Here is a 20,436-nt window from a genome sequence, read left to right on the forward strand (position 1 = left end):
CATGATGTTGTCCGAAAACCGCTTCACGCTCTTCGGCATCATGCTCTCAGCGTGCCGCCGGTCTTCTTCGTGACCTCCGCCACGACCTTCGCGGCGACGGCCTCGATCTCCTGGTCGGTCAACGTCTTCTCGCGCGGCTGGATCGTCACCGCGATCGCGATCGACTTTCTGCCGTCATCGATGCCCTTGCCCTCGTAGACGTCGAAGACATTCACGCCGGTGATCAGCTTCTTGTCGACAGCTTGCGCGGCGCGCACGATGTCGCCGGCCTTCACGCCGCGGTCAACGATGAAGGCGAAGTCGCGCGAGACCGGCTGGAACGCCGACAGCTCGATCACGGGCTTGGCGCGGGTCGGCTTCTTCTTCGCCTCGGGAATGCGATCGAGAGTCACCTCGAACACCATCAGCGGGCCGTCGGCGCCGAGCGCCTCGAGCGCGCGCGGATGCACCTCGCCGAAATAGCCGAGCACGTTCTGCGGCCCGATCTGGATCGTGCCGGAGCGGCCCGGATGCAGCCATGTCGGTCCACCCGCGACGATCTGAAGCGCCTGCATCGGCGCGCCGGCGGCAGCCAGCACGGCCAGTGCATCGGCCTTGGCGTCGAAGACGTCAGCCTGCGCCGAGCCCGACCAGTGCCGGCCGAGACCTTCCGAGGAGGCAAAGCCGCGGCGGACGCCGCTCGCCGCCATGAACTGATCCTGCGGGCGGTCGCCCTTGAACACCTGGCCGACCTCGAACAGCGCCACATCGCCAGAGCCGCGATCGGCATTCGCCTGCGCCGCAGCGATCAGGCCCGCCAGGAGGGTCGGGCGCATGTCGGACAAATCCGACGCGATCGGGTTGGCCACTTCGAGTTCGCGCTGGCCGCCGCCGAACAGCTCAGCCGCAGACTTCGTGATGAAGGACCAGGTCACCGCTTCGATGATGCCGCGGCTCGCGAGCGCGCGCCTGGCGCGGCGGGTGCGGAGCTGGATCGGGGTCAGCACCGGCTTGCGCGCGTCCTCGCCACGTTCGAACGGCGTCATCGGCACCTTGTCGACACCGAAGATGCGCACGATTTCCTCGACGATGTCGGCCTTGCCGTGCACGTCGGAGCGCCACGACGGCACCGCGACCTTTACCACGGGACCCGGGCCCGCCATCATGAAGCCGAGATGGGTCAGGATGCGCTTCATCTCGGGCTGCGGCACCTCGATGCCGGAGAGACGCTTGACCTCGGTGACCGGGAATTCGATCACGCGGTCCTCGCCGAAGGCCTTGCCGACCACGACATTCTCGGATGGCGCGCCGCCGCACATCTCCATCACGAGTTTCGTCGCGAGCTCGAGCCCCGGCACCATGAAAGCCGGATCGACGCCACGCTCAAAGCGGTACCGCGCATCCGAGTTGATGCCGAGCTTGCGGCCGGTCTGCGCGATGTTGATCTCGTTCCACAGCGCCGATTCGATCAGCACGTCGGTCGTGTTCTCGTCGCAGCCCGAGGCCTCGCCGCCCATGATGCCGGCGAGCGATTCGACGCCGTGCTCATCCGCGATCACGCAGATGTTGGAATCGAGATTGTAGGTGCGGCCGTCGAGCGCGAGCAGCGTCTCGCCGTCGCGCGCGCGGCGCACGACGAGGTTGCCCCTCACCTTCTTCGCGTCGAACACATGCAGCGGTCGCGCGCGGTCGTAGGTCATGAAATTGGTGATGTCGACCAGCGCGTTGATCGGGCGCAGCCCGATCGCGGTCAGCCGCTTCTGCAGCCATTCCGGCGATGGGCGGTTCTTCACGCCGCGTACGAGGCGCAGCGCGAAGCCCGGACACAGCGCGGCGTCCTCGACCGTGACCTTCACGGGGCAGGGGAATTCGCCCTTGATCGGCTTGATCGTCGGGTCCTTGAACTTGCCCATGTCGGCGGCGGCGAGGTCCCGCGCGATGCCGTGCACGCCGGTGCAGTCCTGCCGGTTCGGCGTCAGATTGATCTCGACCACGGGATCGCCGAGCGCGGCCCATTCGGCATATCCCGCGCCGATCGGCGCATCCGCGGGCAATTCCATGATGCCGTCATGGTCGTTCGAGATCTGAAGTTCAGCCGCCGAGCACAGCATGCCGCGGCTCTCGACGCCGCGGATGGTACCGATTCCGAGTGTGATGTCCTTGCCGGGAATGTAGGTGCCGGGCGGTGAGAACACGCTGACGAGACCACTGCGCGCGTTCGGCGCTCCGCAGACGACCTGCACAGGCGCACCGCCGTCGCCAGTGTCGACCATGCAGACGCGCAACCGATCCGCGTTCGGATGCTGCTCGGCGGAGATCACCTTGGCAATGGTGAAGGGCTTCAGCGCCTTCGCCTTGTCCTCGATGTTCTCGACCTCGAGCCCGATCATGGTGAGCTTGTCGGCGAGCTTTTCCAGCGGCTCGTCGGTCTCGAGATGATCCTTCAGCCAGGAGAGGGTGAATTTCACGAGCTCAGCCCTCCGGCAAGCGTTGGCACTTCGAGCGGCTTGAAGCCGTAGTGGGACAGCCAGCGGACGTCGCTGTCGAAGAGCTGGCGCAGATCGGCGATGCCGTATTTCAGCATGGCGATGCGGTCGATGCCCATGCCCCAGGCAAAGCCCTGGTACTCGTCGGGATCAATGCCGCAGGCGCGCAGCACGTTCGGATGAACCATGCCGCAGCCAAGAATCTCGAGCCAGTCCTCGCCCTCGCCGAAGCGAATCTCGCCCTTGTCGCGGCGACACTGGATGTCGACTTCCAGCGACGGCTCGGTGAAGGGGAAGAACGAGGGGCGGAAGCGCATGTTGATGTGGTCGACCTCGAAGAACGCCTTGCAGAACTCGTGCAGGATCCATTTGAGGTGGCCGAGATGCGAGCTCTTGTCGATGACGAGGCCTTCGACCTGGTGGAATTGCGGCGTGTGGGTCGCGTCAGAATCGATGCGGTAGGTGCGGCCTGGGCAGATCACGCGGATTGGCGGCTTCTGGCTCAGCATCGTGCGCACCTGCACCGGCGAGGTGTGGGTCCGCAGCAGCATGCGCGAGCCGTCCTCCTTCGGATGGAAGAAGAACGTGTCGTGCATCTCGCGCGCCGGATGGCCTTCGGGGAAGTTCAGCTTGGTGAAGTTGTAGTCGTCGGTCTCGATATCGGGACCTTCGGCCACCGAGAAACCCATGTCGGCGAAGATCGTCGTCAGCTCGTCCCAGACCTGGCTGAGCGGATGGATGCGGCCGGCCTCGGCCGGCGCGTCGCGCAGCGGCAGGGTGACGTCGATGGTCTCGGAGGCGAGGCGCGCATCGAGTGCCGCCGACTTCAGCACGTCGCGCCGCGCGGCGAGCGCCCCGGTGACCTTGTCCTTCGCCTGATTGATCGCGGCGCCTTGCGTCTTGCGCTCCTCGGGCGACATCTTGCCGAGAGTGGCGAGCAGCGCGGAGATCGAACCCTTCTTGCCGAGGGCTGCGACGCGCACCGTCTCGAGTGCGGTTTCATCGCCGGCGGCGGCGATCTGATCGAGGATGGAAGTTTCGAGCGTTGCGAGGTCGGACACAGTCAAATCCCTGCTGCCAAATTCGGCTGGGTTGTCGCCGCCCGAAGGCCGTAACGTCAAGCGAAAAGCCGGTCATTTCGGGCTTAGGAACGGCTGGGTTGAACCTCGCGCGGGGGCTCGGCACCAAGGGGGATACGAGGAGACTGCGCGATGCTTTCAAGATCCTGTCTGGCCGTTCTGGCCGTCGTACTATCGGTCGCCGGGACGCCGGTGCGCGCCATGGTTTGCATGGAGAAGTCCATGACGCTGGACGAGGTCGCCGACACCATCAGTGCCCAGAAGGACTGCAAAAGCGCGATGAAGGTGTTTCAGGATTGCGAATTGACCGCGAGCGGCGACGTCAAGCTCGGCGCAGCCGTCGAGAAGAAATGCGAGGCGGACTTCATGCCCGGCCTGAACACTGCGCAGAAACGCGCTTACCAACGCGAGATGCGCGTCTGCGACCGAAAGTACCGGAATGAATCCGGCACCATGTATCTATCGTTCACGGCATTCTGCCGGGCGGAGGTCGCCCAGCGTTACTCGCAACGAGCGCTGAAGGCTGCGGGCCGGAAAGCCCGCTAGCCCTTAGGCAGCGAGAGCGGCCTTGGCCTTCTCGGCGATCGCCTGGAACGCCGCGGGCTCGCGGATCGCGAGATCCGACAGCACCTTGCGGTCCACGGTGATGCCCGACTTGGCGAGACCGTCGATAAACCGGCTGTAGGTCAGGCCGAACGGACGGACGGCAGCGTTGAGACGCTGGATCCAGAGCGCGCGGAAGGTGCGCTTGCGGCGCTTGCGGTCGCGGAAGGCGTACTGCTGGGCCTTCTCCACGGCCGGCTTGGCGGCGCGGATGGTGTTCTTGCGGCGGCCGTAGAAACCCTTGGCGGCCTTGTAGACTTTCTTGTGCTTGGCGTGGGCGGTCACACCGCGTTTGACGCGAGACATGACAAAAATCCTTCAGAGATGACTTTGGTTTCGGATTGCCGCGCGAAACGCGGCGCAAGTGGCAATGATCGTGGACGCGATCAGGCGTTCGGCAAGAAGTACTTCTTGACGTTGTCGCCGTCGGTCTTGAACAGCACGCGGGTGCCGCGGAGCTGACGGATCTGCTTCTTCGTCCGCTTGATCATGCCGTGACGCTTGCCGCGCTGGGCGTGCATCACTTTGCCGGTGGCAGTCACCTTGAAGCGCTTTTTAGCGCCCGATTTGGTCTTCAGCTTGGGCATTTGGCTCTCCTAATGGCCACAGAAATCCGCCCGCGAAGGCGGCTGGCCGTCAAAAATGCTCGTTAGAGCGTTGATTGTGCTCAGGTTTTTACGAACTAGCGCGAAACCCGCACGAAACACCGCCACGGCAGCCCTTAATCAGCCGGGCGATGAAGGCTGGGCTTATGACAGAGCGGAAGCCAATTGGCAACGATGAACCGCCTGAACCTGCCCGGCGACTATTCGGAGTCGCCACTCTGATGTCCAAGCCGCGTCGCCCGGAGCAAGACCGAAATGGCCCATTTTTCAGAATCGCGCTCCTCTTTGGCTGATCTCGCCCGCCCGCGCCATCTGGCGCTCCTGGCCGTGCTTGCCACAGCCGTGCTGCCCTCGACCGCCGACGCGCGTATGGGCGGCTATCGTACGGGCGGCTATGATGGCGTCTGGAATGTCACCTTCGCCACCACCCGCGGCAATTGCCGCTCGGGCTACAGTGTTCCCTTCACTGTGACCGGCGGCCGCGTTTCGTCCGCAGGCGGCGGCCGGGTTTCCGGCAGGGTCAATCGCAGCGGCACGGTCGCGGTTCAGGTCTCGGTCGGGGCGTCCCACGCCAGCGGCGGCGGCCGTCTCGTCGGCCTGGTCGGCGCCGGCTCCTGGAAGGGCATCATATCGGGAGACCGGTGCAGCGGCACCTGGCAGGCAACGCGGACCTGACACACGAACGGCCCGCCGGAGATCCGGACGGGCCGTTGAACTCTCAGTCCTGAAGAACCGGCGTCAGCGCGGCGCCAGCACCATGACGACCTGACGGCCCTCGAACCGCGCGTCCTGCTCGACCTTGGCGAGCTCGGCGACGTCGGTCTTGATCTTGTCGAGCAGCTTGGTGCCGATCTCCTGGTGCGCCATTTCGCGGCCGCGATAGCGCAGCGTGATCTTGACCTTGTCGCCCTCTTCGAAGAACCGCTGCATCGCGCGCATCTTCACGTCGTAATCGTGATCGTCGATCATCGGGCGGAGCTTGATCTCCTTGATCTCGACGATCTTCTGCCGCTTGCGGGCTTCGGCGGCCTTTTTCTGGGCGGAATACTTGTACTTCCCGTAGTCCATGATCTTGCAGACGGGAGGGCTGACGTTCGGCGAGATCTCGACCAGATCCATGCCGGCTTCCTGGGCCATCCGGATGGCCATGACGGTCTCGACCGTGCCCTTGTTGTCACCGGTCTGATCGATCAGCTGGATCTGCGCATTGCGAATATCATCATTGATGCGCGGCCCGTCTTTGGCGGCAACGGGCGGGGCTTTATTGGGACGGCGAATGGGTGGTTCTCCAAAGTTGTGAAAGAGGCGGGTATTTTGCAGGAAGATGCGTTTGCGGGCAAGCAAGTCGTCCGTGCTGCGATCGAAAAAGCCTCAAATGCGAGGCATTTTGGTCACGCCCGTCGGCACGTTGCTCGACATAGACACCTTGCTTCTGTTCCGCAAGCGTCCCAAAGGGTCAATGCCGACGTCGGGTTTCGCTGCGGAACACGCCCGAACAGCTCAAACCGCACAGCCAGAGTAAACGTTCCATGACCAATGCAATTCCCGATGCCGTGCTCGACTTCATCAATGTGGGTGACGGCCCGTCCGCGCGCAGGATCGCGGTGCGCAGCCGTCGCGGACAGGCACCCGGGCTGGTTTGGCTCGGCGGGTTCAAGTCGGACATGCAAGGCACCAAGGCGGTAGCGCTTGACGACTGGGCCAGGGACCACGGCCGCGCCGCAGTCCGGTTCGACTATTCCGGCCACGGCGAATCCGGCGGCGATTTCGCCGATGGAACCATCGGGCGCTGGCTGGAGGAGAGCGTGGCGGTATTCGAGCGGTTCTGCGATGGCCCGCAGGTTCTGATCGGTTCCTCCATGGGCGGCTGGATGGCGTTGCTGCTCGCGCGCGAGATCAAGAAGAGGACCAGCAAGGCCTCGCTCGCCGGCCTCGTGCTGATCGCACCAGCGCCCGACTTCACCGAGGAACTGATGTGGAAGAATTTTTCCGCCGAAGTGAAGAAAGAGATCGAGACCAAGGGCGTCTGGCTGCGGCCGTCGGATTATGGTGACGGCTCGCCCTATCCGATCACGCGGAACCTGATCGAGGAGGGGCGGAACCATCTGCTGCTCGGCAGCGCCATCGATCTCGGTTGCCCCGTCCGCATCCTGCAGGGCGCGCAGGATCCTGATGTGCCGTGGCAGCATGCTTTCGCGCTGACGCACCGGCTGCCGGCCGATGACGTCGTGCTGACCATGATCCAGGACGGCGACCATCGCCTGTCGCGCCCGCAGGACATCGCGCGCATTCTTGCCGCCGTGGCGGAGATCGGGTGAAGGTGTTGCTCAGCACTCGATGTCATCGCCCGACTTGATCGGGCGATCCAGTATTCCAGAGGCCGTTGTGCTTTAACCGAGAAGCCGCGGCGTACTGGATGCCCCGGTCAAGCCGGGGCATGACAGAAAAGAGCGAGGAGAAACGCCAATGACCACCACCGCCATGCTGCGCGCCTTCTGCGACGCGGTCGAGCAGCGCAACGGCAAGGCTTTTGCCGAACTGTTCACCGAGGACGGCGTCTATCACGACGTCTTCTACGGCGCATTCGAAGGCCGCACCAAAATCGCCGAGATGGTCGATGACTGGTTCTACCGCACGGCGACCGATTTCCGCTGGGACATGCATGATCCTGTAACCAACGGCACCACGCTCTATGCGCGCTACACTTTCAGCTACCGCTCGACCTTGCCGGAAGCGGGCGGCGCGCGGGCGATGTTCGAGGGCGTCGCGATCATGACGCTGCGCGACGGCAAGATCGCCGGCTATCACGAAGTCGCCAACACGGCGCCGGCGTTCGTCGATCTGAAGTTTGCGCCGGAGCGGATCGCGAAGATCGTCGGCAAGCAGGGCGCCGAGCTGAAGGCGCGGCCGGAGATGAAGCGGCATCTGGCGTGATGCTGTCATTCCGGGGCGCGCAAAGCGCGAACCTGGAATCCATCAGCCCTCAAGGTTTGTCGTTGAATGGATTCCGGGCTCGCGCCAAGTGGCGCGCCCCGGAATGACGGTAGTGAGAAACTACGGCGGCGGCGGTGGCTTCGCCATCGGCTTGCGTTGCGCCAGCGCCGCGACCGTCGCGGTGCCGATCGGGCCCTGTTCGTCATAGAGCCAGCACTCGCCGATCGCGACGCCGTCGGTGGCCTGGTGATTCATCACCTCGAAGCCGATCCAGTTCGTCACCGGCAAGCGGTGCAGATAGATCGTCACGTCGCTGTTGATGTAGCCGAGACCCTTGTCGCCGGCATTGGCAAAGGGGCTCGCAAAATCGGCGCCGGTCGCGACATGGACGAATGGCGTCATCCGCACGCCCGCAACGAGCTCGCGCACCTCGCTCATCCAGAGCCGCCGCGGACCGAGCGAGCCCATATGGCCGACGATCGGTCGTGTCGCCCATTTGCCGTTCATGCCGAGCCGCGGATCGGTCGGCTTGGGAATGTCGGCCGGCTTCGGCGCATCCCAGTTCGGCGGCGACCACACGTTACCTTCCGGATTCTGCGTTCGCCGAAGCAGCTGGCACGAGGCGCGCGCCATGCTGACGCCGGCCGAGAAGAATTCCGCCTCGACCACACGGATGCGCAGGCCGTCGCGGACCAGCCGCGTCGTCACCTCGATCGGCTTGTCGATGGTCGGCAGCCGGAACATGTCGACGGTGAGCCGCGCCGGCACGAATTCAGGACCGGAGTGGCGCTCCTCGATGGCGAAGCCGAGCAGGCCGACAATGACGCGTCCGTGCAGCGATTTCGGATCCCACGGACCGTTGGCGACTTCCGTCGGGTGGAATGTATCGCCGTCGCGGGTGAAGAAAGGCATGTTTGTCATGGCGCGCGACCTTGAAGGAAGCTGCGGGGAAATCAAGATGCCCAATCCTCATGGTGAGGAGGCGTGAGGGTCAGGTACGGAGTGCGCGTCCTCACACTCGGCTGTCATCGCCCGACTTGATCGGGCGATCCAGTACGCCGAGACAGCAGTGATTGGGTCGAGAAGCTGCGGCGTACTGGATGCCCCGCCTTCGCGGGGCATGACACCGAGAATTAGGAGGGGGCTTGCCACTCCTCGCGCACGCTCTCGTCGGACTCTCTGCCCAACGCGCCAGCCTTCATCGCCTCAAAATCTTCCCGCGGCATCAATTGCCCCAGCGCCCACACCGCGGCCCCGCGCACCAGCGGGCTTGCGTCGTCCAGCAATCGCCGCGCCTGCTCCGCCAGCGCCGCATCGCCGGAGTTGCCGATCGCGATCAGCACGTTGCGCAGGAAGCGGTCGCGGCCGATGCGCTTGACCGGCGACTTCGTGAACAGCGCGCGGAACGCCGCGTCATCAAGCCTTACGAGTTCAGCGAGACCAGGCGCGCGCAATTCGTCACGCGCGGCGAGTTTTGCTTCGCGGCCTTCCTGTGCGAACTTGTTCCACGGGCAGGCGGCGAGGCAGTCGTCGCAGCCATAGATGCGGTTGCCGATGCTCTTGCGAAACTCGCGCGGGATCGGTCCCTTGTTCTCGATGGTGAGGTACGAGATGCAGCGCCGCGCATCGAGCTTGTAGGGCGCGGGAAAGGCCGCGGTCGGGCAGATGTCGAGGCACGCCTGGCACGAGCCGCAATGGTCGACCTCCGCGCCGTCACGCGGCAGCTCCAGCGTGGTGTAGATCGCGCCGAGAAACAGCCAGGAGCCGAATTCGCGCGAGACGAGATTGGTGTGCTTGCCCTGCCAGCCGAGATGCGCGGCCTGCGCCAGCGGTTTCTCCATCACCGCCGCGGTATCGACGAACACTTTGACTTCGGACGGCGCGGTCGCGACCAGCCAGCGCGCCAGCGCCTTCAGTCGCTTCTTGATCAGGTCGTGATAATCGTCGCCCTGCGCATAGACCGAGATCGCCGCGTGCGTGCGCTGCTCGAGGATCGCGAGCGGATCCTGGTCGGGGCCGTAGTTGACGCCGAGCATGATCACCGAGCGCACGTCCTGCCACAGCCCGCGCGGATCGACGCGGCGCTCCGGCTGTGCTGCGAGCCAGTCCATGTCGCCATGGCCGCCCGAAGCGATGAACTCGAGAAAATGCTTTCCGGCATTTTCGATCGTGCCGGGTTCCGTGATGCCGATGCAGTCGAAGCCGAGCGCGCGTGCTTCGTGCGCCAGCGCCGCCTTCAATTCAGTCGGATCGGAGTTCAGAAGTCGAGGTCCACGTAGGTCCGCGACGCCGGCACGCCCGCCAGCCATTCGCTGAGCAGCGGACGGAACGACGGGCGGGATTTCACCCGCGCGTACCACGCCTTTGCTGCGTCGTCCTCGCTCCATGGCACGTCGCCCAGATAGTCGATCGCCGAAAGATGCGCCGCGGCGGCGAGATCCGCGTAAGTGAGCCGGTCGCCGGCGAGGAAGTTTCGCGTCTGCGCCAGCCAGCCGATATAGGCCAGATGATAGCGCACGTTGGCCTTGGCGGCGCGCATTACGTCGGCCGAAGGCGGACCGCCGCCGTTCTCCTCGCTCATGAAGCGCTTGTAAATGCGCTCGGTGACGAGAGGATGGGAGACCTCCTCGAAAAACTTTTCGTTGAACCAGGCCATCAGCCGGCGCACTTCGACGCGCTCGCCGATCGTCTCCGGCATCAGGCGCTTGGGTCCCATCCCGGCGCCATAGGCCTCGTCGACATATTCGGCGATGATCGCCGCGCCCGGAATAGGCGGCTGCTCGTCGTCCACCAGGACCGGCGTGGTGCCTGCCGCATTGAGCAGCAGAAATGCTTCGCGCCGCTCCCAGCTGCGCTCTTCGACCAGCCGAAGTTCGAGCCCGTATTCTCCCGCGATCAGGCGGATGAAGCGCGAATGCGGGCAGAACGGATGATGGAACAGCGTAAACATGAAACCTTTGACTATTTGATGGTGCTTAAGAATCCATCAATGTTTGTGTGGCGCGACACTAGTCCTTCAAAACCGCGAGGCAAGGGCGTGATTTCGCGCATTTTGCGATTGCGGCATGGGGACGAATAGGCGAGAAGAGCCCCGCTTTTCCAGCGGAAATGGACCGTAAATATGTCAGATATAATACGGGCAGTAATCCTCGGCATCATCGAGGGTGTGACCGAGTTCCTTCCCGTTTCCTCGACCGGCCACCTGCTGCTTGCGGAGCGCTTCTTTCACCTCGGCGAGGGCGCTTTCTGGGATTCGTTTACCGTTCTGATCCAGCTCGGCGCGATCCTCGCGATCGTCGGGCTGTACTTCAGGAAGCTGTGGGATGTCGCGATCGGCTTCTTCACGGGCGACAGCTATTCGCGCCGCTTCGTGATCGGCGTGCTGGTGGCGTTCCTGCCCGCTGTCGTTGTCGGTCTCGTTGCCGGCAAATACATCAAGAGCGTGCTGTTCAATCCGTGGGTCGTCTGCTTCACGCTGATCGTCGGCGGCGCCATCCTGCTCTGGGTCGACAAGCTCGATCTCAAGCCGCGAGAGCACGACGCCACCAAGTTTCCGCTGTTGATGTACCTCTATATCGGTATTGCGCAGTGCGTGGCGATGATCCCGGGCGTGTCTCGCTCCGGTGCCAGCATCGTCGCTGCGATGCTTCTGGGGGCCGACAAGCGTGCGGCGGCGGAGTTCTCGTTCTTTCTCGCCATCCCCACCATGATCGGCGCGTTCGCCTACGACTTCTACAAGAACCGCTCAGAGATGACGATGGACCACATGGGCATCGTCGCAATCGGCTTCGTGGTGTCCTTCATCACCGCGATCATCGTGGTGAAGACGTTCCTGGACTACGTCACCCGCCACGGCTTCGTGGTATTCGCCTGGTGGCGCGTCATCGTCGGCACGCTCGGCCTGATCGCGCTGGCGCTCGGTCATTAACCTCTGAAAACTCGCCGATACGCCTCAACGTAATATAAGCTTTTGATCGGTAGGCAGTTTCCAGGGCAGGGCGGTACGCGCCCTGCACAGGAGCTGAACCATGACCCTCGTCAGTGGCTGGGGACGCTTTCCGGTCGTCGATACCGATCTCCGGCGGCCGCGATCGTTCGCGGCGGTTGGTGAGGCCGTCGCCGGTCTGGCCGGCGCAGTTGCGCGCGGCAATGGCCGGGCCTATGGCGATGCGGCCATCGGTGCAGCCAGGACCGTCGCGATGACGGGCTTCGACCGGGTCAGGTCGTTCGATCCGGCGACCGGGCGCATCCGCCTCGAGGCCGGTCTGCTGCTATCGGACCTGATCGACACTTTTGGACCCCGCGGCTTCCTCCCCTTCGTCGTGCCGGGCACGCGGTTTGTCTCGATCGGCGGCGCCATCGCCGCGGACGTGCACGGCAAGAACCATCATTGCGAGGGCGGCTTCGGCCGCTATGTCGACAGCATCCTGCTGCGTACCGGGCAGGGCGAAGTCATCGAGGCCTCGCGCGAGCAGAATTCGGATGCCTTCTTCGCGACCGTCGGCGGCATGGGCCTCACCGGTGTCATCCTCGAAGCGACGATGCGGTTGCGGCCGGTCGAGACCGGCTGGATCCGCGAGCGGGTGATCTCCGCGTCCGATCTCGATGCAGCGATGCGCGCGCTCGATGCCGGTGATTCCGCGACCTATTCGGTGGCATGGATCGATTGCGCGTCGCGAGGGCGCGATCTCGGCCGCTCGCTGATCTATCTCGGTGAGCACGCACGCGCAGACGAGCTTGCCGGTGGCGCCGGTGCATTTCCGGCCGGCAGGAATCCCGGGCTCGCCGTGCCCGTCGACCTGCCGTCGATGACGCTGAACCGCTACAGCATCCGCGCCTTCAACGAACTCTACTACCGCATGGGCGCAAGGCGCGCCGGCGGCAATCATGTGGTTTCGCTCTATCCCTATTTCTTCCCGCTCGACAGCATCGCCGACTGGAACCGCATCTATGGCCGGCGCGGCTTCCTCCAGCATCAATGCGTGATCCCGGAGCAGGGTGCGCGCGACGTGCTCGGCGATATCCTGGACCGCGTCGCACGGCGCGGCGATGCCTCCTTTCTCGCGGTGCTGAAGAAACTCGGCCAGGGCGACGGCATCCTGTCGTTCCCGCTGCCCGGCTACACCCTGGCGCTGGATTTCCCGATGAAGGGTGACGTCCTGAATTTCCTCGACGAGATCGATCGCCTCGTCGTCGCCGCCGGCGGCCGGCTCTATCTCGCCAAGGATGCGCGCCAGTCGCGCGCGACGTTCGAGGCCGGCTATCCGGCCTTGTCGCGCTTCAACGCGATCCGCAAGTCGCTCGATCCCGCCGGAAATATCCGCTCGAAACTATCACAGCGTCTGATTGATGAGGTTTAAGCCGTGACGTCACGCAAGACAGTCTTGGTGCTGGGTGGCTCCTCCGATATCGGCCGTGCCACCGCGCGCGCCTTTGCGAAGGCAGGGTACGATGTCGCCCTCGCAGGGCGCGACGTCGCCGTGCTGGAGCCCGACGCCGCCGATCTGCGCGCGCGTTACAACGTCGAAGTTGGCATCCATAAGTTCGACGTGCTCGACACCGCCTCGTTCGACGGGTTTGTCGACGCTCTTCCGGCGTTGCCTGACGTGGTCATCTCGATCGTCGGATTATTGGGCACGCAGGAGAGCGCGCAAGAAGATCTCGCGCACGCCACGACGATCATGCGCTCGAACTACGAAGGCCCATCGCTGATCCTCGGCCTGTTCGCGGAAAAGTTCTTGGCGCGCGGCAACGGTACGATCGTCGGCGTGTCGTCGGTCGCGGGCGATCGCGGCCGCGCCTCGAACTATGTCTACGGTTCGGCCAAGGCCGGGTTCTCGGCGTTCCTGTCGGGCCTACGCGCCCGCGCCAGCCGCGGCGGCTTGCATGTCGTCACGGTGAAGCCCGGCTTCGTCCGCACCAGGATGACAGAAGGCATGAAGCTGATCGGGCCGCTCACTGTCGAAGCGCCAGTCGTGGGCGACGCGATCCTTCAGGCCGTCGAGAAGAAGACCGACGTCGTCTATGTCAGCGGCAAATGGCGCCTCGTGATGCTCATCATCAAGACGCTGCCGGAGGCGATCTTCAAGAAGCTGAAGTTCTGACGCTTGAGGGTCTGCGCTGCGGCCACGGCGGCGGTGCACTCCCTCGCCCCGTTCTTACGGGGAGAGGGTTGGGGTGAGGGGCCTCTCTCCACACGTGACATGGTCGAGGGACCTGTACCCCCTCACCCGGATCGCAAGGGCGATCCGACCTCTCCCCGCAAGCGGGGCGAGGTGAAGGAAGACCTTACGCGCCGTTATGCTGGAACTGCCCGGCGGCGCGGAAGCGCCAGAGATATTGCGGGGCGATCGCTTCCAGCGAATCGCCTGATATGCCGAGGCCTTCCAGCGTCAGGCCTGCGGCCTTGGCCGTATCCGACACGACATTGTCGCGCTCGAGCAGCGTGACCTGGTCCGGCGTCAGCTTGAACGCACCCGGCGCGAATTGCAGGAACGCGGCCTGGAAGCGGGCCAGCCCGAACGGCAGCGGGATCAGCATCCGCTCGCGGTCGGTGATTTTAAGGATGGCCTCGATGATCTCGCGCATGGTCAGCACTTCCGGCCCGCCGAGCTCGTACGTGGCGCCGGCCTTGGCCTTGCCGTCGACGGCATCCGCGATCGCGGTGGCGACGTCGCCGACATAGACCGGCTGCATCCTGGTCTCGCCGCCGATCAGCGGCAGCACCGGCGACATGCGCGCCAGCGCGCCAAAACGGTTGGTGAACTGATCTTCGGGCCCGAAGACCACGGAGGGGCGGAAGATCGTCGCAGAGGGCACCGCGGCTGTCACCGCGGCCTCGCCGGCCGCCTTGGCCTTGGCATAGCGCGAGGGCGATTCGGCGTCGGCGCCGATCGCCGAAACGTGCACCAGCCTGGCGCCGGCGGCCGCCGCCGCCTTGGCGACGGTCTCGGCGCCCTTGGCCTGGACGGCGTCAAAGGTTTGTGCGCCGCTCTCGGCGAGGATGCCGACCAGATTGATGGCGACATGCGAATCACGCACCGCCGCCTCGACCGAGGCCGGATAGCGCAAATTGGCCTGCACGGTGTGGACCTGCCCGACCCTGCCGGAGGGCTGGAGGTATCCGGCGAGTTCCGGCCGCCGCACCGCAACCCGGACCCGGTAATCGCGCTTGCACAGCGCGCGGACGACATTCCGGCCCAAAAACCCCGATCCGCCGAAAACCGTGACGAGAGTTTCCAGATTCGATGCCATGGGGGTCCATTCCTGCGGGAAGAGTGCGTCTTGTCAGGCTTGTATCGGGCCGGTTTGCGTTGCGCAATCCGCATCCCCAAGCAGGCTTTAAGCATCATTTGACAACGGCGTCACCGAACCGTAGTAACCGCCTCCGTGCCCCAAACGGCATGCCCAGGTGGTGGAATTGGTAGACGCGCTGGCTTCAGGTGCCAGTGGCTTAACGGCCGTGAAGGTTCGAGTCCTTTCCTGGGCACCATCGCTCCGCGATGCCTTTGATTTCGCTTAAGTTCTTGACAATGAAGGGTTCTCGACCGCTTCAAGCAGTCGAGGACACCAGCTGTTGTGGCGTGGCTGACGCGATCAGCATCGACATCGGACGCTACCCTGCGTCGCGGATGCCGAGCGGGCGGGGAGCCAGCGGCGCGGGTTCACGTCAGCGGGTTGGTCGTGGGCTAGTCCAACGCTCCAGCTCCACAGCGTCGCTCCAGGTCGATCCTGGCGGCTGCATTGATATCCAAGTCTCCGCTAGCCTGCCCTCCTCAATTCGGTACGACTGCATGCCTGCGCGGCTGCATGGTTCGCCGGTCTTCGGATCGGTCCATCTGAAACAGAAGCGAAACCAAACTCGGTCGCTGCTGAAGGAGTGATCGAAGACTGCGACCCTGATACCGGGTCTGTCCTTGTGGATGGCTGCCAGCTCCGCAGCGTAAGCCTCGCGTGTCACCGTTCGGTCGCCGTTCTCTCCATGGCGAATGTAGTGAGGGCAGACGCAGCTCGACACGAGGTCGTACTGCTGCTCATGCCAAACCTGTTCCCATCGGTCGAACAGGTCGCGTGTATCGGTCTCATTTGCCATTGATGAACTTGGCTCCTTGCGGCTCGGCGAATCTAGTCGCCTGCTTCTACGAAACCGCTCCTGACAGCATGGTGTCAGGAGACTGGCAGGAGTACAGCTAGGACTTATGCTGTACTCCGAGGCTCGTGATGCGCCGCGCTGACCGTCTCTTCGCAATCATTCAGATACTGCGCCGGAAAAAGAGGGCAACGCGAGCAGTGGATCTTGCCGCCCGCCTGGAGGTCTCAGAGCGCACCATCTATCGAGACATCAGCGACATGGTCGCGAGGGGCGTGCCAATCGATGGCGCGGCCGGGATTGGGTACATCCTCCGGCCGGGCTTCGACTTGCCGCCCCTGATGTTCAACGAGAACGAGATTGAGGCGCTGCTACTGGGGGCCCGTATCGTCCAGTCTTGGGCTGACTCTGAACTTGCCGCAGCAGCTGCTGCTGCGATGGACAAGGTTGCCGCTGTCTTGCCGGAAACAATTCGCCGACAGCTCGACCTTGTCCGCGTGTGGGCACCTGACGATCACACCCGTGAACCCATCACGATTGACCAAGCAGCCTTGCGTCACGCAGTCCGAGATCAGCGCAAGGTCCGGTTCTCCTATTTGGACCTTGATGGTCGAACGTCCGAGCGTGTGGTGCGGCCTCTGATCATGGCGTTCTACGGACCGGTTTGGCTCCTCGCTGCCTGGTGCGAGCTGCGCAATGGGTTTCGCGTGTTCCGCATGGACCGGATGTCTGCCTTCTCTGCGCTAGAAGCGAGGTTCGATGCCGAACCGGGCAAGACAGCACAGGACTTCTTGAAGCAGGATACCGAGAAGAAACGGGCGGCCACGCGCTCGCTACGTCGGGCAGTCGCTGTCTGAATTGCCGTCTGCATCACGCTGCAACTGGACACAGGACTGGTGCACAAAGACTCATAGGCGGTCGAAAATCCCGCCCGCCCTCAGACGACCCTCTTGCCGGCTCGATTCGCGACCGACCTCTGCACAAAATACATCGCGACCAGCGAGACGATTGCCGACGCGACGACGACGTAGCCGATCCGGTCGAAATGAAGCAGCGAGCCATCCGGTTCCTGCGCGATGATCGCGCCGGCGAGCACCGAGCCGAGCCCGCCGGAGAGTTGCTGAAGTGACGCGCTCACCGCGCTGAACGAGCCGCGCTGGCTGGGATCGGGGATCGCCGACATCAGGGCCTGCGACGGGATCATGCGCGAAAAGATGCCGACGAACATCAGGACGTTGACGAGGATCGCGGTCGCGAGCGAGACGTGGCCGAGATGGGTGTAGATCAGCACCATGATCACCGACACCACGCTGCCGAAGACAAAGGTCGGGTATTTGCCGAATGCGTCGCTCGCCCTGCCGACCAGCGGTCCCGTGACGATACTGAACAGGCCGGAGACGAGATAGATCGTCGGCAGGTGCAGGATGTCGATGCCGAGATTATGCACGGTGAAGGCGCTGGAGAAGGGCATCAGCATGAACCCGCCCGTCGCCAGCAACGTCGTGACCGCAAAGGCCAGCGTATAGCGCGGCTGTCCGAGGGTCGCGATCAGGTGGTGGAAAGGGTTCTTGTCCTGCTTCAGTCGCAGATGCGCGTCGACCGGCTCCATTGCCAGGGCGATGACGGCGATCGCCACGATCGACACACCGACGATCGCAGCGAAGCAGAAATGCCAGCTCCAGTGATTGGCGAGAAAAAGCCCGGCCGGAATACCGAGCACCTGGCTCGCGGCGAACGCGGTCTGGATGAATCCCATCACGCGGCCGCGCTGATGCAACGGGAACAGGTCGGTGACGATCGCGAGCACGATCGAGCCGATCACGCCGCCGAACAATCCGGTCACGATCCTGCCGAGCAGCAGCACATGGTAACTCTGCGCCGCGGCGCAGAGCATGGTTCCGAGCGTGAAGCCGACATAGAAGAACAACAGCAGGCGCTTGCGATCGAAGCGATCGGCAAAGCCGGCGGCCAGGATGCCCGAAATCCCCGCGCTGAATGCGTAGGCCGAAACCGCGACGCCGAACTGTCCGGCCGTGATGTTGAGCGAGGGCATCAGGATGGCGCCGAGCGGCGACATGATGATGAAATCGAGAATGATCGTGAACTGGGTGAACGCGAGCAGCGCGATGAGGAGCGACTGGTAGCGCGAAAAGCCGCGCTGACGATCCTGATCGTCGATGGGCGCTGCGAGCGTCTGTTCGGTCATGGCACCTGGTTCACGGCGAGCGGGGAAGGGAAGCGTGAGAAGCTGACGACAGATGGGGTGGTGCAGGGACGATTTCCATGGAGCGCATGGCGCAAGTTCCGCTGGGATGTGAAGCTCGCGCCGGGTTGTGGGATCCATGCAACAGCCCGGCGCACCGATTGGACCCGGGCATCCCGCGGAGGTCGTCCGCCTATCCTCCAGTCCAATTAAGCCGCCCTTAGCGAATGCTCCCTTAGGGTTCCGACCGTCCATTTTCCCTGCTCCCCGGCCGAGGGCCGGTCATGTTGCGGTCAGTAGAGCGTTTTCGGATGGAGCAGCCTGCCTGGCAGTATGGTTCTGGCGTGCCCGAGCCGTCGGTAGCGGTGGCGGCTGCCCGGACGCTCGTCATCGATCTCGAAGGCGCGCTGTTGCGTTCGGAGCTGCTGATGGAAGCGCTGTTCAGTCGGCCCGGGCTCATGCTTGCTCGCTTCGGCGCCGGTGGACGCCCGGGAATGGCGGCGCTCACGGATATTTTGGCGCGGGCCGAGATCGACTACGCCCATCTGCCCTATGATTCCGACGTGCTGAACCGGGCGCTCGCTGCACGGGCGCGAGGCGAGAAGATCTATCTGGTAGCTAGCCGCTTCGCCCATCATGCGGCCGGCATTGCCGCGCATCTCGGTTTTGACGGCGTCGTTACGCCCGCCGATCTCGCCGCAGGCGACACGCTGCCGTTCGATCGTGCCGCCATCGAGCGCATCGAGGATCGCGGCAGCCGCAGCGCTAGTCTGAAAATCTGGGCGAAGGCGCTGCGCGTCTATCAATACGCCAAGAACACGCTGGTGTTCGTGCCGGCGATCACGGCGCATCAGATGAATCTTGCGACGCTCGGCTCCGCGCTGCTGGCGTTCCTGGCTTTCTCGGCCTGCGCATCGGGCGCCTATCTGGTGAACGACCTGCTTGATCTCGCCGCAGACAGGCAGCATCCGACCAAGCGCCATCGCGCCCTCGCCGCCGGCGATCTGCCGATCTCGTCGGCGCTGCTCGCGATCCCTGCGTTGTGGCTGTTCGCGGTCGCGGCCAGCCTCTGCATCTCGCCCGTCTTCCTCGGCGTGCTCGGTGCCTATCTCGCCACCACGATCGCCTATTCGCTCGTGCTCAAGCGCAAGATGCTGGTCGACGTCGTCACGCTCGCCGGCCTTTATACGTTGCGCATCATCGCCGGTGCGGTCGGCGTCGGCGTGGTGCTGTCGGAATGGCTTTTGATCTTCTCGCTGTTCGTGTTCACCTCGCTGGCGCTGATCAAGCGCTTCAGCGAGCTCAGCATGCGCGAGAGCGCAGGTCTCGCCGATCCCTCCAACCGCGACTACAGGATCACCGACCTGCACGTGATCGCCGCGATGGCGGCCGCGAGCGCAATGAACGCGGTGACCGTGTTCTCGCTCTATGTGTCCTCGTCCGCGGTGACGCCGCTCTACAGCCGATCCTGGATGCTGTGGCTCCTGAACCCGCTGCTGCTCTACTGGTTCGGCCGCGCCTGATGATGGCGCATCGCCGCGAGATGCCCGACGATCCCATCATCTACGCCTTCCGCGACGGCCCCAGCCGCATCACGGTCGCGGCGATGATCTGCATTATGCTGGCGGCGATCTGACCGGGCTTTTGAGGGCATCCCGCGCTTGCGCGGCCTGCCTCAAGTGGCTACATCGCGGGCAATCCGAATTAGCCTATTGTGCCGACAGACCAATCCGATCGAGGTTTTGAAACGCCATGACCGTACGCCTGCATCGCGGCGACCTGCCCGACCTGTCCCGCTATACCGGAGCGGTGGCGATTGATACCGAGACCATGGGGTTGAACCCGCACCGCGACCGGCTCTGCGTGGTGCAGCTCTCGCCCGGCGACGGCAGCGCCGACGTGGTGCAGATCCCCAAGGGTCACACCGACGCGCCCAACCTGAAAGCCCTGCTCGCCAATCCTGCGATCACAAAGATCTTCCACTTTGCGCGGTTCGACATCGCGGTGCTGTACCAGACCTTCGGCGTGATGACCGGGCCGATCTACTGCACCAAGATCGCCTCGCGCCTGACGCGCACCTATACCGACCGCCATGGCCTCAAGGACCTCGTGCGCGAGGTGCTCAATATCGACCTCTCCAAGCAGCAGCAGTCGAGCGACTGGGGTTCCGACAGCCTGACCGAGCCGCAGCTTGCCTACGCTGCCTCCGATGTGCTGCATCTGCATGCCCTTAGGGAGCGGCTTGACGCCATGTTGGTTCGGGAAGGCCGGACCGCCCTGGCGCAGGCCTGTTTCGACTTCCTGCCGACCCGCGCCCTGCTCGATCTCCAGGGCTGGGGGGAGGAGGACATTTTCGCGCATTCCTAGAGCATGATCCGGACCCGAAGGGCCGCGTTAGCGCAAAGTGTGCAGCGGTTTTCCGAAAAGATCATGCTCAAACAATAACCTACACCGCCTC

General features: G+C 64.1%; 21 protein-coding genes and 1 tRNA gene. 11 read left to right on the plus strand and 11 right to left on the minus strand.

From position 1 onward, the window contains the following. Positions 1 to 38: 38 nt before the first annotated feature. Complete coding sequence (pheT, locus tag AC630_RS23115) at positions 39 to 2,447, minus strand: phenylalanine--tRNA ligase subunit beta (protein WP_074120746.1); 2,409 nt, start codon at positions 2,445 to 2,447, stop codon at positions 39 to 41. Further along, on the minus strand, positions 2,444 to 3,526 hold the full coding sequence (gene pheS, locus AC630_RS23120; RefSeq protein ID WP_074120747.1) for a phenylalanine--tRNA ligase subunit alpha: 1,083 nt from the start codon (positions 3,524 to 3,526) through the stop codon (positions 2,444 to 2,446). Before pheS ends, pheT begins: the two co-directional genes overlap by 4 nt. 150 nt (positions 3,527 to 3,676) lie before the next feature. Between pheS and AC630_RS23125 the strand changes: the two genes are divergently transcribed. Further along, complete coding sequence (locus tag AC630_RS23125; RefSeq protein ID WP_074120748.1) at positions 3,677 to 4,090, plus strand: hypothetical protein; 414 nt, start codon at positions 3,677 to 3,679, stop codon at positions 4,088 to 4,090. 3 nt (positions 4,091 to 4,093) lie between these two features. Here AC630_RS23125 and rplT read toward each other — a convergent pair whose 3' ends face one another. Beyond that, complete coding sequence (gene rplT / locus AC630_RS23130) at positions 4,094 to 4,453, minus strand: 50S ribosomal protein L20 (protein WP_027550107.1); 360 nt, start codon at positions 4,451 to 4,453, stop codon at positions 4,094 to 4,096. 80 nt (positions 4,454 to 4,533) lie between these two features. Continuing rightward, positions 4,534 to 4,734, minus strand: coding sequence for a 50S ribosomal protein L35 (gene rpmI, locus AC630_RS23135; protein WP_008539890.1), 201 nt, complete (start codon positions 4,732 to 4,734; stop codon positions 4,534 to 4,536). 273 nt (positions 4,735 to 5,007) lie between these two features. On the opposite strand from rpmI, the gene AC630_RS23140 reads away from it, so the two are divergent. Beyond that, on the plus strand, positions 5,008 to 5,427 hold the full coding sequence (locus AC630_RS23140; RefSeq protein WP_074120749.1) for a hypothetical protein: 420 nt from the start codon (positions 5,008 to 5,010) through the stop codon (positions 5,425 to 5,427). A gap of 63 nt (positions 5,428 to 5,490) precedes the next feature. Here the strand turns inward: AC630_RS23140 and infC are convergent, their stop codons facing one another. Continuing rightward, positions 5,491 to 6,030, minus strand: coding sequence for a translation initiation factor IF-3 (gene infC, locus AC630_RS23145; protein ID WP_074120771.1), 540 nt, complete (start codon positions 6,028 to 6,030; stop codon positions 5,491 to 5,493). Positions 6,031 to 6,281: 251 nt separating this feature from the next. Between infC and AC630_RS23150 the strand changes: the two genes are divergently transcribed. Then, entirely contained in the window at positions 6,282 to 7,070 is a 789-nt protein-coding gene (locus AC630_RS23150; RefSeq protein ID WP_074120750.1) for an alpha/beta hydrolase, read from the plus strand. Positions 7,071 to 7,218: 148 nt separating this feature from the next. After that, positions 7,219 to 7,686, plus strand: coding sequence for a nuclear transport factor 2 family protein (locus tag AC630_RS23155; protein ID WP_074120751.1), 468 nt, complete (start codon positions 7,219 to 7,221; stop codon positions 7,684 to 7,686). Positions 7,687 to 7,806: 120 nt separating this feature from the next. On the opposite strand, the gene AC630_RS23160 is transcribed toward AC630_RS23155, so the two are convergent. From AC630_RS23160 to AC630_RS23170, 3 genes are all read right to left on the minus strand, one after another. Further along, the gene (locus AC630_RS23160; protein WP_074120752.1) at positions 7,807 to 8,607 is read right to left on the minus strand and encodes an acyl-CoA thioesterase domain-containing protein; all 801 of its coding nucleotides are present in this window, start codon (positions 8,605 to 8,607) and stop codon (positions 7,807 to 7,809) included. 212 nt (positions 8,608 to 8,819) lie between these two features. Further along, complete coding sequence (gene queG / locus AC630_RS23165; RefSeq protein ID WP_074120753.1) at positions 8,820 to 9,995, minus strand: tRNA epoxyqueuosine(34) reductase QueG; 1,176 nt, start codon at positions 9,993 to 9,995, stop codon at positions 8,820 to 8,822. After that, the gene (locus tag AC630_RS23170; protein WP_074120754.1) at positions 9,944 to 10,636 is read right to left on the minus strand and encodes a glutathione S-transferase family protein; all 693 of its coding nucleotides are present in this window, start codon (positions 10,634 to 10,636) and stop codon (positions 9,944 to 9,946) included. Before AC630_RS23170 ends, queG begins: the two co-directional genes overlap by 52 nt. Positions 10,637 to 10,807: 171 nt before the next feature. Here AC630_RS23170 and AC630_RS23175 point away from each other — a divergent pair, with 171 nt between their 5' ends. The 3 genes from AC630_RS23175 to AC630_RS23185 all read left to right on the plus strand — a co-directional run bounded on the left by AC630_RS23175 (position 10,808) and on the right by AC630_RS23185 (position 13,790). Then, complete coding sequence (locus AC630_RS23175; RefSeq protein WP_074120755.1) at positions 10,808 to 11,614, plus strand: undecaprenyl-diphosphate phosphatase; 807 nt, start codon at positions 10,808 to 10,810, stop codon at positions 11,612 to 11,614. 100 nt (positions 11,615 to 11,714) lie between these two features. Beyond that, entirely contained in the window at positions 11,715 to 13,046 is a 1,332-nt protein-coding gene (locus tag AC630_RS23180) for an FAD-binding oxidoreductase (RefSeq protein ID WP_074120756.1), read from the plus strand. Positions 13,047 to 13,049: 3 nt separating this feature from the next. Further along, positions 13,050 to 13,790 (plus strand): SDR family oxidoreductase, encoded by a 741-nt coding sequence (locus AC630_RS23185; protein WP_074120757.1) that lies wholly within the window; start codon positions 13,050 to 13,052, stop codon positions 13,788 to 13,790. 184 nt (positions 13,791 to 13,974) lie between these two features. Here the strand turns inward: AC630_RS23185 and AC630_RS23190 are convergent, their stop codons facing one another. Continuing rightward, on the minus strand, positions 13,975 to 14,940 hold the full coding sequence (locus tag AC630_RS23190; protein ID WP_074120758.1) for a complex I NDUFA9 subunit family protein: 966 nt from the start codon (positions 14,938 to 14,940) through the stop codon (positions 13,975 to 13,977). Between the two features lie 151 nt (positions 14,941 to 15,091). On the opposite strand from AC630_RS23190, the gene AC630_RS23195 reads away from it, so the two are divergent. After that, a tRNA-Leu gene (locus tag AC630_RS23195) sits at positions 15,092 to 15,178 on the plus strand. A gap of 177 nt (positions 15,179 to 15,355) precedes the next feature. Here AC630_RS23195 and AC630_RS23200 read toward each other — a convergent pair. Next, on the minus strand, positions 15,356 to 15,778 hold the full coding sequence (locus AC630_RS23200; RefSeq protein WP_074120759.1) for a nuclear transport factor 2 family protein: 423 nt from the start codon (positions 15,776 to 15,778) through the stop codon (positions 15,356 to 15,358). Between the two features lie 128 nt (positions 15,779 to 15,906). Between AC630_RS23200 and AC630_RS23205 the strand changes: the two genes are divergently transcribed. Beyond that, entirely contained in the window at positions 15,907 to 16,632 is a 726-nt protein-coding gene (locus AC630_RS23205; protein WP_074120760.1) for a helix-turn-helix transcriptional regulator, read from the plus strand. A gap of 80 nt (positions 16,633 to 16,712) precedes the next feature. Here AC630_RS23205 and AC630_RS23210 read toward each other — a convergent pair whose 3' ends face one another. Continuing rightward, the gene (locus AC630_RS23210) at positions 16,713 to 17,981 is read right to left on the minus strand and encodes an MFS transporter (RefSeq protein WP_074120761.1); all 1,269 of its coding nucleotides are present in this window, start codon (positions 17,979 to 17,981) and stop codon (positions 16,713 to 16,715) included. Between the two features lie 308 nt (positions 17,982 to 18,289). On the opposite strand from AC630_RS23210, the gene AC630_RS23215 reads away from it, so the two are divergent. Further along, complete coding sequence (locus tag AC630_RS23215; protein WP_245330489.1) at positions 18,290 to 19,501, plus strand: UbiA family prenyltransferase; 1,212 nt, start codon at positions 18,290 to 18,292, stop codon at positions 19,499 to 19,501. A gap of 229 nt (positions 19,502 to 19,730) precedes the next feature. Continuing rightward, complete coding sequence (locus AC630_RS23220) at positions 19,731 to 20,345, plus strand: ribonuclease D (RefSeq protein WP_074120762.1); 615 nt, start codon at positions 19,731 to 19,733, stop codon at positions 20,343 to 20,345. Positions 20,346 to 20,436 lie beyond the last annotated feature (91 nt).

Origin of the sequence: Bradyrhizobium sp. AS23.2, assembly GCF_001908185.1 — a bacterium.
Classification (GTDB): domain Bacteria; phylum Pseudomonadota; class Alphaproteobacteria; order Rhizobiales; family Xanthobacteraceae; genus Bradyrhizobium.

Bases quoted from the DNA above. Each gene is read 5' to 3' on its own strand.
- AC630_RS23125 (WP_074120748.1), top strand. From the start codon at position 3,677: ATGCTTTCAAGATCCTGTCTGGCCGTTCTGGCCGTCGTACTATCGGTC.
- rplT (WP_027550107.1), bottom strand. From the start codon at position 4,453: ATGTCTCGCGTCAAACGCGGTGTGACCGCCCACGCCAAGCACAAGAAA.
- rpmI (WP_008539890.1), bottom strand. From the start codon at position 4,734: ATGCCCAAGCTGAAGACCAAATCGGGCGCTAAAAAGCGCTTCAAGGTG.
- AC630_RS23140 (WP_074120749.1), top strand. From the start codon at position 5,008: ATGGCCCATTTTTCAGAATCGCGCTCCTCTTTGGCTGATCTCGCCCGC.
- AC630_RS23150 (WP_074120750.1), top strand. From the start codon at position 6,282: ATGACCAATGCAATTCCCGATGCCGTGCTCGACTTCATCAATGTGGGT.
- AC630_RS23155 (WP_074120751.1), top strand. From the start codon at position 7,219: ATGACCACCACCGCCATGCTGCGCGCCTTCTGCGACGCGGTCGAGCAG.
- AC630_RS23160 (WP_074120752.1), bottom strand. From the start codon at position 8,607: ATGACAAACATGCCTTTCTTCACCCGCGACGGCGATACATTCCACCCG.
- queG (WP_074120753.1), bottom strand. From the start codon at position 9,995: ATGGCTGGCGGGCGTGCCGGCGTCGCGGACCTACGTGGACCTCGACTT.
- AC630_RS23170 (WP_074120754.1), bottom strand. From the start codon at position 10,636: ATGTTTACGCTGTTCCATCATCCGTTCTGCCCGCATTCGCGCTTCATC.
- AC630_RS23175 (WP_074120755.1), top strand. From the start codon at position 10,808: ATGTCAGATATAATACGGGCAGTAATCCTCGGCATCATCGAGGGTGTG.
- AC630_RS23180 (WP_074120756.1), top strand. From the start codon at position 11,715: ATGACCCTCGTCAGTGGCTGGGGACGCTTTCCGGTCGTCGATACCGAT.
- AC630_RS23190 (WP_074120758.1), bottom strand. From the start codon at position 14,940: ATGGCATCGAATCTGGAAACTCTCGTCACGGTTTTCGGCGGATCGGGG.
- AC630_RS23200 (WP_074120759.1), bottom strand. From the start codon at position 15,778: ATGGCAAATGAGACCGATACACGCGACCTGTTCGACCGATGGGAACAG.
- AC630_RS23205 (WP_074120760.1), top strand. From the start codon at position 15,907: ATGCGCCGCGCTGACCGTCTCTTCGCAATCATTCAGATACTGCGCCGG.
- AC630_RS23210 (WP_074120761.1), bottom strand. From the start codon at position 17,981: ATGACCGAACAGACGCTCGCAGCGCCCATCGACGATCAGGATCGTCAG.
- AC630_RS23215 (WP_245330489.1), top strand. From the start codon at position 18,290: ATGGAGCAGCCTGCCTGGCAGTATGGTTCTGGCGTGCCCGAGCCGTCG.
- AC630_RS23220 (WP_074120762.1), top strand. From the start codon at position 19,731: ATGACCGTACGCCTGCATCGCGGCGACCTGCCCGACCTGTCCCGCTAT.